2 protein-coding genes (1 of these 2 only partly in view) are annotated in these 15839 nt (G+C 64.3%); both read left to right on the forward strand.

Going from position 1 to position 15839, the window contains the following annotated elements; genetic code table 11:
• Window positions 1-12411 (forward strand): non-ribosomal peptide synthase/polyketide synthase, encoded by a 12411-nt coding sequence (locus tag ACTJK7_RS02940; protein WP_440780253.1) that lies wholly within the window; start codon window positions 1-3, stop codon window positions 12409-12411.
• Window positions 12411-15839 carry the beginning of a non-ribosomal peptide synthase/polyketide synthase gene (locus tag ACTJK7_RS02945; protein ID WP_440780254.1) on the forward strand. 11631 nt of this gene lie beyond the right edge of the window, so the window shows 3429 of its 15060 coding nt (coding positions 1-3429); its start codon is at window positions 12411-12413; its stop codon lies off the right edge, out of view. Before ACTJK7_RS02940 ends, ACTJK7_RS02945 begins: the two co-directional genes overlap by 1 nt.

Consider the following 15839-nt stretch of genomic DNA (forward strand, 5'->3'; position numbering starts at 1 on the left):
ATGAATGCAGAAGACTCCTTGAAACTCGCTCGCCGGTTTATCGGGTTGCCCCTGGAAAAGCGCCGGATGTTCCTGGCTGCCCTGGCGAAAGAAGGGGTGGATTTTTCCCGGTTCCCGATTCCCGCAGGCGTCGAGGCCGAGGATCGGCAGGCGCTGTCGTATGCCCAGCAGCGCATGTGGTTTCTCTGGCACCTGGACCCGCAAAGCGGCGCCTACAACCTGCCGGCGGCGGTGCGCCTGACCGGTCGCCTGAACCAGGCAGCGCTGGAGCAAGCGTTCGCGAGCCTGATCGAACGCCACGAAACCCTGCGCACGGTGTTTCAGCAGCAGCCAGACGACAGCCTGCTGCAAGTACCGCTGCAACAACCGCTGGACATTCAGCGCATCGACCTCAGCGATTTGCCCGCCGCCGAACGTGAAACCCGTGTGGCCGCTGCCGCGCAGGAGCAATCGCTGCTGCCGTTCGACCTGGCCAACGGCCCGTTGCTGCGGGTGCGCCTGTTGCAGCTGGCCGAGCAGGAACACGTGCTGCTGCTGACCCTGCACCACATTGTGTCCGATGGCTGGTCGATGAACGTGCTGATCGACGAATTCTGCCGCTTCTATGACGCCCACGATCAGGGCCGCGCTGCCGAGCTGCCGCCGCTGGCGGTGCAATACAGCGATTACGCCCTGTGGCAGCGCCGCTGGCTGGAGGCCGGCGAGCAACAACGTCAACTCGACTACTGGCTGGCGCAGATGGGCGACGAACACCCGGTGCTGGAATTGCCGGTGGATCGCCCGCGCCCGGTGCTGCCGAGCAATCAGGGCCAGCGTCTGGAAAGCGTGGTGGACGCTGCACTGGTCGAGCAACTGCGCGGCATTGCCCGTCAGCACGGCGTGACGCTGTTCATGCTGTTGCTCGGCACCTTCAATATTCTGCTGCACCGTTACACCGGTCAGACCGACCTGCGCGTCGGCGTGCCGATCGCCAACCGCAACCGCCGGGAAATCGAAGGGCTGATCGGTTTCTTCGTCAACACTCAGGTGCTGCGCGTCGAACTGGACGGCCAGACCTCCATCGCCGATCTGCTGCGTGACCTCAAGGAAACCGCCCTCGGTGCCCAGGCCCACCAGGACTTGCCGTTCGAACGTCTGGTCGAGGCGCTGAAACTGGAGCGCAGCCTCAGTTACAACCCGCTGTTCCAGGTGATGTACAACCACCAGCCGGAAGTCGCCGACGTCACCACGCTCAAGGTCGGCAGCGGTCTGGAACTCGGCGTCATCGAGTGGGAAAGCCGCAGCACCCAGTTCGATCTGAGTCTGGATACCTACGAGAAGGGCGGGCAACTGCACGCGGCGTTCACCTACGCCACGGACCTGTTCGAGCCTGAAACCATCGAGCGTATGGCGCGCCACTGGACGAACTTGCTGCGCAGCCTCGTCAGCGATCCGCAGCAGCGCGTCGGTGACATTGCGCTGCTGGAAACGACCGAGCTTGAACAACTGACTCAGGACTGGGGCCGCCACGATACCCAGTGGCCGAGCGAACGCCCGGTGCATGAGCTGTTCGAAGCCCAGGCCGAGCTGACGCCGGATGCCGTCGCGCTGATTTTCGACGGCCAGCGCCTGACTTACGCCCAGCTCAACGCCCGGGCCAATCGCCTGGCGCGCACGCTGCTGGCGCAAGGTGTCGGCCCGGACGTGCTGGTGGGTGTGGCGGTTGATCGCGGACTGGAACTGATCGTCGCCATCCTCGCTGTGCTCAAGGCCGGTGGCGCTTATGTGCCGCTGGATCCGCAATACCCGCGTGATCGCCTGCTGTGCATGATCGAAGACAGCGGCAGCCGTTTGCTGCTGACCCAAAGCCATTTGCTCGACCGTTTGCCGGTACCGCAGAACGTCCGGAGCCTGTGTCTGGATCAGGCCGAAGTCTGGGCGCACACCGACGAAAGCAACCCGCAACGCACCGTGTGGGCCGACAACCTGGCCTACGTGATGTTCACCTCCGGCTCCACCGGTCGCCCGAAAGGCGTCGGCATCAGCCACGGTGCCCTGAGCAAGCACGCGTTCGCCTCGCAGCATTACTACGACCTGAGCGCCGCCGATTGCGCGCTGCAATTTGCGACCTTCAACTTCGATGCGTTCGGCGAGCAGCTGTTCGGCCCGCTGACCTGTGGCGCCTCGGTGGTGCTGCGCGGCAACGAAGTGTGGGACAGCGAAACCCTGTACCGGAACATTGTTGAACACGGCATCACGGTCATGGACCTGACCACCGCTTACTGGAACATGATCGCCAAGGAATTCGCCGCCGCCGGCCCGCGTGACTACGCGGCGCTGCGTCAGGTGCACAGCGGTGGTGAAGCGATGCCGCCGGAAGGCGTGCAGGCCTGGCGTCAGGCCGGGCTCGAGCACGTCAGACTGCTCAACACCTACGGCCCGACCGAAGCCACCGTTACGGCGACCACCCTCGATTGCAGCGACTACGTGTTCGGTCGCCAGCCGTTGCCACTGACAATGCCGATCGGTCAACCGCTGCCGGGCCGTCACACTTATCTGCTGGATGCCGACGGCCAGCCGACCCCGGTCGGTGTGGTCGGTGAACTGCTGATCGGGGGTGAATTGCTGGCGCGGGGTTACTTCCAGCGCGCCGATCTGACTGCCGAACGCTTCATTCCCGATCCGTTTTCCAGCACTGGGGCGCGCCTGTATCGCACCGGCGACCTGGCGCGTTACAACGCCCTCGGCCAGATCGAATACGTCGGCCGGGTTGACCATCAAGTGAAGATCCGTGGTTTCCGTATCGAGTTGGGCGAGGTCGAAGCGCGCCTGCTGGAACTGAACGACGTCAGCGAAGCGGTGGTGCTGGCAGTGCAGGGTGGCAGCAGCCTGCAACTGGTGGCGTATGTGGTGCCGAAAGATGCGTCCGTGGTTGCAGCGACGGTCGACGAACAAGGCGCGGCGCGTGAAGCGATCAAGGTGCAGCTCAAGGACAGTCTGCCGGACTACATGGTGCCGACGCAGCTGCTGTTCCTCGCCGAACTGCCCCTGAGCCCGAACGGCAAACTGGACCGCAAGGCCTTGCCGGCGCCGGACGCCAACCAGATGCAGCAGGCGTTCGTCGCGCCGCGCAGCGAGCTGGAGCAGAAGATCGCCGGCATCTGGCAGGACGTGCTCAAGCTCGAACAGGTCGGCCTCACCGACAACTTCTTCGAACTGGGCGGCGACTCGATCATCTCGATTCAGGTAGTCAGCCGCTCGCGTCAGGCCGGGATTCATTTCAGCCCCCGCGACCTGTTCCAGCACCAGACCGTGCAAGGTCTGGCCAGCGTGGCGCAGCAGGGCGGCGGTGGCGTGAGCATCGATCAGGGCCCGGTGACCGGCGAGCTGCCGTTGCTGCCGATCCAGCAAGTGTTCTTCGAAGACCCGATTCCCCAGCGTCACCACTGGAACCAGGCGGTGCTGCTGCGCAATCATCAAACCCTGAACGCCGAGGCGCTGTTGCAAGCGCTGAACGCGTTGCTCGCGCATCACGACGGCCTGCGTTCGCGCTTCGTCGAAAGCGCCGAAGGCTGGCGTGCCGAAGTCGCGCCAATTGCGCACGATCCGGAGCTGTTGTGGACCGCCGACAAGCTGGCCGACAGCGAACTGCAAGCGCTGTACGCCAAGGCCCAACAAAGCCTGAGCCTGCAAAACGGCCCGCTGCTGCGCGCGGTGTTGGCGACCGTCGCCGATGGCAGTCAGCGTCTGTTGCTGGCGGTGCATCACCTGGTGGTGGACGGTGTGTCGTGGCGGATTCTGCTGGAAGACCTGCAACTGGCGTATCAACAGGCTGCGCAAAAAACCGCCATCAAGCTGCCGGCGAAAACCAGTGCCTACAAGGCTTGGGGCGAGCAGTTGCAAGCCTATGCCGCAACCGAAGCGCTGCAGGCCGAACTGGGGTTCTGGAAGCAACAACTCGATGGCGCGGCACTGGATCTGCCCTGCGACAACCCGCAGGGCAGTCTGCAAAGCCGTCATGCGCTGGTGCTGCACAGCCGCCTCGACAAAACCTTTACTCAGCAGTTGTTGCAACAAGCCCCGGCCGCTTACCGCACGCAGGTTAACGACCTGCTGCTGACCGCGCTGGCGCGGGTCATCAGCCGCTGGACCGGCCACGCCGACACCCTGATTCAGCTGGAAGGCCACGGCCGCGAAGACCTGTTCGACGACGTCGACCTGACCCGCACCGTCGGCTGGTTCACCAGCCTGTTCCCGGTGCGCCTGACCCCGGCGGACTCCGTCGCGGCAGCGATCAAGCAGGTCAAGGAACAACTGCGGGCGATCCCGAACAAGGGCATCGGTTTCGGTGTGCTGCGCCATCTGGGCGACGCGTCCACCCAGGCCAGCCTCAAGGCGCTGGCCATGCCGCGCATCACCTTCAACTACCTCGGCCAGTTCGACGGCAGTTTCGATGTCGAGGACGGTGCACTGTTCAGCCCGGCCGGTGAAAGCGCCGGGCTGGAGCAAAGCCTCGACGCGCCGCTGGACAACTGGCTGGGCGTCGAAGGTCAGGTCTACGACGGCGAACTCGACCTGCGCTGGACCTTCAGCCGCGAGCAATTCAACGAGGCGACCATCGCCCGTCTGGCCGAGGATTACGAACGTGAACTGCAAGGGTTGATCAGCCATTGCTGCGATGCGGATTCGATGGGCGTGACGCCTTCGGACTTCCCGCTGGCGCGCATTGATCAGGCACAACTGGACGCGATCCCGGTGCCGGCCGCGGGTATCGAAGACATCTATCCGCTGTCGCCGATGCAGCAGGGCATGCTGTTTCACACCTTGTACGAGCAGGGCACCGGCACTTACATCAACCAGTTGTGCGTCGATGTCGACGGCCTTGATCCCGAGCGTTTCCGCGCGGCGTGGCAGGCGACCATGGATGCCCACGACATCCTGCGCAGCGGCTTTATCTGGCAGGGCGAATTGCAGGAACAACTGCAAATCATCCATCGCCAACTGGCGCTGCCGTACACGCTGCTCGACTGGCGCGAGCGCAGCGACATCGCCCAGGCACTCAAGGATTTCACCGCCGCCGATCTGGCCGAAGGTTTCGACCTGACCCAGGCCGGGCTGCTGCGCGTGACCCTGATCCGCATCAGCGACCAGCGTCATCACCTGATCTTCACCAACCACCACATCCTGATGGACGGCTGGAGCAGCGCGCAGATGCTCGGCGAAGTGCTGCAACGTTATGCCGGCCAGCAACCACCGCGTCCGGTCAGCCGTTATTCGGATTACATCCAGTGGCTGCAACGTCAGGACGCGGCGGTCAGTGAAGCGTTCTGGCTGCAACAACTGGCGGACTTCCACGAGCCGACGATGCTGGCACAAGCCGCTGTCGGCGGTGGCGAGGTGCGCAGTGAAGTCGGTCATCTGCTCAAGCACTACGACCTCGATGCGTCGCGCACCCGGCGCTTGAACGCGTTTGCCCGTGAGCAGAAAGTCACCGTCAACACTCTGGTGCAAGCCGCGTGGCTGTTGCTGTTGCAGCGCTACACCGGCAGCGCCTGCGTGGCGTTCGGCACCACCGTGGCTGGGCGTCCGGCGGAACTGGTGGGGATCGAGCAGCAGGTCGGTCTGTTCATCAACACCTTGCCGGTGATCGCCGGCAGTCGTCCGGACCAGACCGTGGCCGCGTGGTTGGCGGCGGTGCAGGCGCAGAACCTGTCGCTGCGCGAGTTCGAACACACGCCGCTGGCGAGCATTCAGCGCTGGGCCGGGCAGGGCGGCGAGTCGCTGTTCGACACGCTGCTGGTGTTCGAGAACTTCCCGATTTCCGCAGCGCTGCAACACGGCACCGCCCAGGGCGTAGTGTTCGGCGAAGTCGCCAACCAGGATCAGACCCACTATCCGCTGACCCTCGGCGTGACGCTGGGCGAAACCCTGGCGCTGCACGTGAGCTTCGACCAGGCGCATTTCAGCGTCGCCACCGTCGAACGTCTGAGCGCGCAACTGCTGCACCTGCTGGAACAGTTCGCCGAATCCGCCGAACGTCGTCTCGGTGAAATCGCTTTGGCCACGGCTGACGAACACGCGCGGCAACAGGCGCAGAACCATCCGCAGGCGTATCCGACCGATATCGCCGTGCACCAGCGCTACGCCCGATTGGCGGCGCAGCAACCGGATCGCACCGCGGTCATTTTCGATGGCAAGCATTACAGCTATGGCGAACTCGATGCCCGGGCCAACCGTCTGGCCCATGAACTGGTGGCCCGTGGCGTGCGCGCCGAAGTGCGGGTCGGCGTGGCGATGCCGCGCGGCGAAGGCCTGATCGTTGCCTTGCTGGCGGTGCTCAAGGCCGGCGGCGCCTATGTGCCGCTGGACACCAGCTATCCGCGCGAGCGTCTGGCGTACCTGATGCAGGACTCCGGTCTGGCGCTGCTGCTGACCGATTCCCGTGTGTCGGCGCAACTGCCGATCGACGACGCCATGAGTGTGCTGGAACTGGACCGCCTCGACCTCAGCGGCCATTCGGCGCAGGCGCCGGTGGTGACGATCGATCCGGACAATCTGGCCTACGTGATCTACACCTCCGGCTCCACCGGCAATCCGAAAGGCGTCAGCGTCACCCACGGGCCGCTGGCAATGCACTGCCTGGCCATCGGCGAGCGCTATGAAATGCGTGACAGCGATTGCGAATTCCACTTCATGTCGTTCGCCTTCGACGGCGCCCATGAGCGCTGGCTGACCAGCCTGACCCACGGCGGCTCGCTGCTGATCCGCGACGACAGCCTGTGGACGCCGGAGCAGACCTACAACGCGATGATCGAGCACGGCGTGACCGTGGTCGCGTTCCCGCCGGTGTATCTGCAACAACTGGCCGAACACGCCGAACGCGTGGGCAATCCGCCAAAGGTGCGCATCTACTGCTTCGGTGGCGATGCGGTACCGAATGCGAGTTTCGAGCGAGTCAAGCGCGCGCTGAATCCGGAGTACATCATCAACGGCTACGGCCCGACCGAAACCGTGGTTACGCCGCTGATCTGGAAGGCCGGTCGCGACGTGCCGTGCGGCGCCGCCTATGCACCGATCGGCAGCCGCATCGGCGACCGCAGCGCCTATGTGCTCGACGCCGATCTGAACCTGTTGCCGCAAGGCATGGCCGGCGAGCTGTACCTCGGTGGCAGTGGCGTAGCCCGTGGTTACCTGAATCGTCCGGCGATGACTGCCGAGCGCTTTGTCGCGGATCCGTTCAGCACAACCGGTGGCGTGCTGTACCGCACCGGCGATCTGGTGCGCCAGCGTGTCGACGGCACTTTTGATTATCTGGAGCGTATCGACAATCAGGTGAAGATCCGTGGTTTCCGCATCGAACTGGGCGAGATCGAAGCCAGCCTGCAAGCCCTCGACGGCGTGCGCGAAGCGGTGGTCGTGGCCCAGGAAAGCGCTGGCAGCAAACGGCTGGTGGCGTACGTGGTCGGCGACTCGCAACAGGCGGATTTCGCCGAGCAACTGCGGGCGCAACTCAAGGCCACTTTGCCAGCGCACATGGTCCCGGCCTACGTGCTGACCCTTGAGCGCATGCCGCTGACGCCGAATGGCAAACTCGATCGCAAGAACCTGCCCAAACCTGATGTCAGCCAACTGCAGCAATCTTATGTCGCGCCGCAAAGCGCGCTGGAGCAGCAACTGGCAACGATCTGGCAGGACGTGCTGAAGCTGGAGCGCGTCGGCCTGACCGACAACTTCTTTGAGCTGGGCGGCGATTCGATCATCTCGATTCAGGTGGTCAGCCGCGCCCGTCAGGCCGGGTTGCGCTTCACCCCGAAAGACCTGTTCCAGCATCAGACCATTCAGGCGCTGGCCAATGTGGTGCAGACCGGCGATCCGGTGCAGCCGATCGATCAGCAACCGGTGACCGGTGAAACCGCGTTGCTGCCGATTCAACAGTGGTTCTTCGCCCAGCCGATTCCCGACCGTCATCACTGGAACCAGTCGGTGATGCTCAAGACCGCTCAGCCGTTGGATGCGGTTGTGCTTGAGCAGGCACTGGATGCGCTGGTCGTGCATCACGACAGCCTGCGCCTGGACTTTGCCGAGCATGGACAGGGCTGGACGGCGCAGTACCGCGATGTCGAAACCCAGGCCGGTGAGACCGTGCTGTGGCAAGTCGAGGTCGCCGATCTGGCGGCTCTCGAAACGATCGGCAATCAGGTCCAGCGCAGCCTGCAACTGAGCGGCGGTTCGCTGATTCGTGCGGTGCTGGCGAACGTGGCCGATGGCAGTCAGCGTCTGCTGCTGGTGATCCATCACCTGGTGGTGGATGGCGTGTCGTGGCGGATTCTGTTCGAAGACCTGCAAAGCGCTTACCGACAGATCCAGTCGGGTGCGGCCGTGCAACTGCCAGCCAAGACCAGCGCCGTGAAAGCCTGGACCGAAGCGTTGCAGGACTACGCCGGCAGCGCCCCATTGCAAGCCGAGCTGGGCTTCTGGCAGCAACAACTGCAAGGCGCATCGAACACGTTGCCGTGCGATAACCCGCAAGGCGGCCAGCAACATTGCCGGGCGGTGGCGATCCGCACGCCGCTGGACAAGACCCTGACCCGTCAACTGCTGCAAGAGGCCCCGGCGGCCTACCGCACTCAGGTCAACGACCTGCTGCTGACCGCGCTGGCGCGGGTGATGGTGCGCTGGACCGGCGCCGACAATGTGCTGGTGCAACTGGAAGGTCACGGTCGCGAAGATCTGTTCGATCACGTCGATTTGACCCGCACGGTGGGCTGGTTCACCAGCCTGTTCCCGGCAAAACTGACCCCGACCGCCAACCTCGGCGCCTCGCTGAAACAGATCAAGGAACAGCTGCGGGCGATCCCGAATAAAGGCATCGGTTTCGGTGCCCTCGCGCATCTGGGCGACGACCACGCCCGCGCTACCCTGCAAGCGCTGCCGACGCCGCGCCTGACCTTCAACTATCTGGGCCAGTTCGACGGCAGTTTCGAGGCCGGTGATGCAGCGCTGTTCCTGCCGACCAGCGAATCCGGCGGCGAAGAAGTGAATATGCAAGGCCCGCTGGGCAGCCCGCTGGCCCTCGACGGCAAGGTGTTCAACGGCGAACTGGACCTGAGCTGGACCTTCAGCCGCGAGATGTTCGAGCCGGCGACCATCCAGCGTCTGGCCGACGATTACCTGCAAGAGCTGACCGCGCTGATCGCCCATTGCTGCGACAGCGCCAACCATGGCGTGACCCCGTCGGACTTCCCGCTGGCGACCCTGACCCAGGCCCAGCTCGACGTACTGGCGCCACAGCCGCAGACCATCGACGACATCTACCCGCTGTCGCCGATGCAGCAGGGCATGCTGTTCCACACCTTGCTCGAACACGGCAACGGCGACTACATCAACCAGATGCGTCTGGACGTCGATGGCGTCGACCCGCAGCGTTTCCGCGCCGCGTGGCAAGCGGTGGTGGATGCCCATGACATCCTGCGCACCGGTTTTGTCTGGCAGGGCGATCTGGAGCAGCCGGTGCAAGTGGTGCAGCGTCAGCTCGAAGTGCCGTTCCGGGTACTCGACTGGAACGGTCAGACTGACGTTGATGCCGCGCTGAAAAAACTCGCCGACGAAGAGCGTACCCAGGGCCTGGACCTGAGCCGTGCACCGTTGTTGCGTCTGGTGTTGGTGCGCATCGCGGAAAACCGGTATCACCTGATCTACACCAACCATCACATCCTGATGGACGGCTGGAGCAGCGCGCAGTTGCTCGGCGAAGTGTTGCAGCATTACAGCGGCGCAGCGGTGCCGCGTCCTACCGGGCGCTACCGCGATTACATCGCCTGGCTGCAACGTCAGGACGCCGCGACTGCCGAAGCCTACTGGCTGGCGGCGCTGGGCAATCTGCAGGAGCCGACGCGTCTGGCCGATGCCATCGCGCGGCCGAATGCCGGTCTGCCGAGCGTCGGTTACGGCGATCATTTCCAGGTGCTCGATGCCGGTCTGACTCAGCGTCTGGGCGAGTTTGCCCGGGCCTCGAAAGTCACCGTCAACACCCTGGTGCAAGCCGCGTGGCTGCTGCTGTTGCAGCGCTACACCGGCAAGGATTGCGTGGCGTTCGGCGCCACCGTCGCCGGGCGTCCGGCGGATTTGCCGGGGGCCGAACAGCAGGTCGGTCTGTTCATCAACACCTTGCCGGTGATCGCCGCGCCACAAGCGCAGCAGACCCTGGCCAGCTGGCTGCAAGGCGTGCAGGCACAGAACCTGGCGCTGCGCGAGTTCGAGCACACACCGCTGGCGCAGATCCAGCGCTGGGCCGGGCAGGGCGGTGACGCGCTGTTCGACAGCCTGATGGTGTTCGAGAACTACCCGATCGCCGAGGCATTGGAGCAAGGCGCGCCACAAGGCCTGCGATTCGGTCCGGTGGAGAACCACGAACAGACCAACTATCCGCTGACCCTGCTGGTGCATCTGGGCGCCGAACTGTCGGTGCACTTCAGCTACCAGCGCGACCGTTTTGCCGACGTCGGTGTGGCGCAACTGGGTGCTCATTTGCAGCGTTTGCTTGAGCAGATGACCGAGGCGGGCGAGCGTTCGCTCAGCGAATTGCGTCTGATCGAAATGGCGCCGGTTTCCAGCGATTTCGTCACCGAACTGTGCATCCACCAGAGCATCGCCCGTCAGGTCATCGCGACCCCGGATGCACTGGCCGTGACCTTTGCCGACTCGCAGCTGACCTACGCCGAACTGGACGCCCGGGCCAACCGTCTGGCGCACAAGTTGATTGAACTAGGCGTCGGCCCGGAAGTGCGGGTGGGCGTGGCGTTGCCGCGTTCCGAGCAGTTGCTGATTGCGCTGCTGGCGGTGCTCAAGGCCGGCGGCGCCTACGTGCCGCTGGACCCGGACTATCCGGCCGACCGCGTGGCCTACATGCTCGAAGACAGCCGGGCGCGAGTGTTGCTGACGGAGCAAGAACTGGCGGCAACACTGACCGTGCCGTCCGACACGCAGGTGTTGCTGCTGGATCAGATCGTGCTGGATGGCTATCCGGCTCAGGCACCACAAACCGCCGTGACCCCGGACAACCTCGCCTACGTGATCTACACCTCTGGCTCCACCGGCAAGCCGAAAGGCGTGGCGATTGCCCATCGCAACGTCATGGCACTGATCGACTGGTCGGCCAAGGTCTACCGCCGCGAAGACATTCAAGGCGTACTGGCCTCGACGTCGGTGTGTTTCGACCTGTCGGTGTGGGAGTTGTTTGTGACCCTGGCCAACGGCGGCTCGCTGATCATCGCCCGTAATGCGCTGGAACTGCCGCAACTGCCGGCGCGGGATCAGGTGCGCCTGATCAACACCGTGCCGTCGGCGATCAATGCGTTGCAGCGCGCCGGGCAGATTCCACCGGGTGTGCGGATCATCAACCTGGCGGGCGAACCGCTCAAGCAAGGGCTGGTGGACGCGCTGTATCAGCAGCCGAGCATTGAGCACGTCTATGACCTGTACGGCCCGTCGGAAGACACCACTTACTCGACCTGGATCCGTCGCACCGCCGGTGGTCAGGCGCGCATCGGTCGCGCGCTCGATCACTCCGCCAGCCACTTGCTCGATGCCGATCTGCAAGCGGTGCCGCAAGGTGTGTCGGCCGAGTTGTACCTGTCGGGCGCTGGCGTCACGCGCGGTTACCTGGGCAAAGCGGCGATGACCGCCGAGAAGTTCGTGCCCAATCCGTTCGCCCGTAATGGCGAGCGTCTCTACCGCACCGGCGACCTGATTCGTCAGCGCGAGGACGGTGAGCTGGAGTACATGGGCCGGATCGACCATCAGGTGAAAATTCGTGGTTTCCGTATCGAACTCGGCGAAATCGAAGCGCGGCTGCTGGCGCAACCGGGCATCAGCGAGGCGGCCGTGCTGGCCGTCGAGGCCGAGGGCGGCGCGCAACTGGTGGCCTATGTCGTGGCCCCGAAACTGGACGTGTACGACGGTGAAGCGCAGCGCCAACTGCGCGACGGACTAAAGACTGGCCTCAAGTCTTCGTTACCTGACTACATGATTCCCGCGCACCTGCTGTTCCTTGAGCAGTTGCCCCTGACCCCCAACGGCAAGCTCGACCGCAAGGCGCTGCCGGCGGTGGATGCCAGCCAGATGCAGGTCGCGTATGTCGCGCCGCAATCGGAGCTTGAGCAACAGGTCGCGGCAATCTGGCAGCAAGTGCTCACCGTGGAACGCATCGGTCTGAACGATCACTTCTTCGAACTCGGCGGGCACTCGCTGCTGGCGGTCAATGTCGTGTCGCGCATCGCCCTGGAACTGGGCCTGACGCTGACGCCGCAACTGCTATTCCAGCACCCCGTCCTGAGCGACTTTGTCGCTCGACTCGATACAGGAGGCGGGGCAATCAACGAACAGAAACTGAACAAGCTGGAAGCCCTGCTTGACGATATGGAGGAGTTCTGATGGACACGAGTGTTGCTTTGAGGATTGCCAAGCGCTTTATCACTCTGCCGCTGGACAAACGTAAGCTCTACCTGGAAAAGATGCTCGAAGAGGGCGTCTCGCCGGCCAACCTGCCGATTCCGGAAACTCGCTCAAGCTTCGAGGCGATCCCGCTGTCCTACGCCCAGGAACGTCAGTTGTTCCTGTGGCAGATGGACCCGCACAGCACCGCGTATCACATTCCCAGCGCCCTGCGTTTGAAGGGCCGGCTGGATGTCGCGGCGCTGGAACGCAGTTTCAACGCGGTGGTCGCCCGCCACGAAAGCCTGCGCACCACGTTCGTCGAGCAAGGTGAAACCTTCTGCCAGAAGGTTCACGCGCAGATGCCGTTGAGCATCACGGTCGAGACGCTGGCGCCGGGTCTGGACGCCGACGCTGCGATCAAGGCTTTCGTCGAGAACGAAACCGCGCGCCCGTTCAACCTGCAACAGGGCCCGTTGCTGCGGGTGTCGTTGCTCAAGGTCGGCGAAGACGATCACGTGCTGGCGCTGATCCAGCACCACATCATCTCCGATGGCTGGTCGATGCAAGTGCTGGTCGGCGAGCTGATCAAGCATTACGCCGCCGACACCGGCGGCCAGTCCCTGAGCCTGCCGCCGCTGGAGGTGCAATACGCCGACTACGCGATCTGGCAGCGCCACTGGCTGGAGGCCGGCGAGCGTGAGCGGCAGCTCAAATACTGGATCGACACCCTCGGCGGCGAACAGCCGGTGCTGGAATTGCCGATCGATCACCCGCGCCCGGCGGTGCAAAGCTTCCGTGGTGCGCGTCTCGATCTGCACCTGCCGACCGCACTGGGCGATGCCCTCAAACAACTGGCCCAGCGCGAAGGTGCGAGTCTGTTCATGGTGCTGCTGGCGTCGTTCCAGGCCTTGCTGCACCGCTACAGCGGCCAGTCGCAGATCCGCGTCGGCGTGCCGACCGCCAACCGCAACCGGGTGGAAACCGAGGGGCTGATCGGCTTCTTCGTCAACACCCAGGTGCTGAGCGCGGACGTTCACGGGCAACTGCCGTTCAATCGATTGCTGGCCCAGGTCAAACAATCGGCGATGGCGGCCCAGGCCCATCAGGACCTGCCGTTCGAGCAACTGATCGAGGCCCTGCAACCGGAACGCAGCCTGAGCCACAGCCCGGTGTTCCAGGTGATGTACAACCACCAGACGGTCAACGATCAGACCCAGCGCCAGAGCCAGGTGCAACTGCCGCAACTGAGTGTCGAGGATATCGTCTGGGAGGGCCGCACCGCGCAGTTCGACCTGACCCTCGGCACCTACGAATCCAGTGAAGGCGTGGCGGCGGAACTGACTTACGCCACCGACCTGTTCAAGCCGCAAACCATCGAGCGTCTGGCGCGCCACTGGCTGAACCTGCTGCACGGCATTGTCGCCGCGCCAAATCAGCGCGTCGGTGAACTGCCGCTGCTGGAAACCACCGAACATCAAGTGTTGTTGCAGGACTGGAAACGCGTCGTCGATCACGCCGCGCCGGCGCCCTGTGTGCAGCAACGCATCGCCTTGCAGGCCGAGAAAACGCCTGACGCCATCGCGCTGATCATCGGCGAGGACGTGTTGACTTACGGCGAGTTGGACGCCCGCGCCAACCAGCTCGCCCACAAGCTGATCGAGCTGGGTGTCGGCCCGGATCGACTGGTCGGCATCGCGGTCGAGCGCAGTGTGGAAATGATCGTCGGCCTGCTGGCGATCCTCAAGGCCGGCGGCGCTTATGTGCCGCTGGATCCGGCGTACCCGGAGGATCGTCTGGCCTACATGATCGAGGACAGCGGCATCGAATTGCTGCTGACCCAGTCGCACTTGCAGACGCTGTTGCCGATCCCGGCCGGCCTTGCCACGGTGCTGCTGGATCAGCCGCAGGACTGGCTGGCGGCGTACCCGGTCACCACGCCTGACGTGGCCGTGAACGGTGAGCATCTGGCCTACACGATTTACACCTCCGGTTCGACCGGCAAGCCTAAAGGCGTAATGGTCCGCCACGCAGCCCTGAGCAACTTCGTTGCGAGCATGGTCGATCAACCGGGCATCGCGGCGGCGGATCGCATGCTGTCGCTGACCACCTTCTCGTTCGATATTTTCGGCCTGGAAATCTACGGCCCGCTGCTGGCCGGCGCCGCCGTGGTGTTGACCGGCAAGGACGTGCATCAGGATCCGCAAGCGGTGCTCGAACTGATCGACCGCCACGGCGTGACCATGCTGCAAGCCACGCCTTCGACCTGGCGCATGCTGCTGGACCACGAACACGCCGGGATTCTCGACGGCCGCACTTTCCTGTGTGGCGGTGAAGCGCTGCCCCAGGAACTGGCACAACGCATGCTGGCGCGCTCGCCGAAGGTCTGGAACCTCTATGGCCCGACCGAAACCACGATCTGGTCGGCGCTGCATCCGCTGAGCGTGGACAACAGCCGTCCGTTCCTCGGCAAACCGATCGACAACACCGCGCTGTACATCCTCGGCAGCGATCTGGAACTCAATCCGCTCGGCGCGCCGGGCGAGCTGCTGATCGGTGGCGATGGTCTGGCGCGGGGGTACTTCCAGCGTCCTGCGCTGACCGCCGAACGCTTTGTGCCGGACCCGTTCTCAAGCACCGGCGAGCGTCTGTATCGCACCGGTGACCTGACCCGTTACCGCGCCGAAGGCGTGATCGAATACATCGGGCGGATTGACCATCAGGTGAAAATCCGTGGTTTCCGGATCGAGCTGGGCGAAATCGAAGCGCGCCTGCTGGCGCTCGACAGCGTGCGTGAAACCGTGGTCGTCGCCCAGGACGGCCCGACCGGCCCGCAACTGGTGGGCTACGTGGTGCCGATGTCCGACGAAGCGCTGGATGCCGATGGCGAAGCCGCGCTGCGCGCTGAGCTCAAGGCCAGCCTCAAGGCTGAATTGCCGGAGTACATGGTGCCGGCGCACTTGCTGTTCCTTGCGCAACTGCCGCTGACCCCCAACGGCAAAGTCGACCGCAAGGCTTTGCCGGCGCCCGACGCCAGCCAGTTGCAATCGACCTACATCGCGCCGCAGACCGCCACCCAGCACACCGTCGCCGACATCTGGCAAACCGTGTTGAAACTGGAGCAGGTGGGGCTGGGCGACAACTTCTTCGAGCTCGGCGGCCATTCGCTGCTGGTGACTCAGGTCGTTTCGCGGGTGCGTCAGGCGCTCAACGTGCAAGTGCCGCTGCGCACCTTGTTCGAACACAGCACGCTGGTGGATTTCGTCGCCGCCCTTGGGGTCGAGCAGGCACATCAAGAACCGCCGATTGTGGCGTTGCCGCGCCTGCAACCGCTGACGCTGTCCTACGCTCAGGAGCGTCAGTGGTTCCTCTGGCAGCTGGAACCGACCAGCACCGCCTACCATGTGCCGGCCGCACTGCGCCTGCGC

The sequence above is a fragment of the Pseudomonas sp. 22085 genome (assembly GCF_052045815.1).
GTDB lineage: Bacteria > Pseudomonadota > Gammaproteobacteria > Pseudomonadales > Pseudomonadaceae > Aquipseudomonas > Aquipseudomonas glycinae.

What these genes read in the sequence shown, in the direction of transcription:
- ACTJK7_RS02940 (WP_440780253.1), top strand. Translation starts at nt 1, where the DNA reads ATGAATGCAGAAGACTCCTTGAAACTCGCTCGCCGGTTTATCGGGTTG.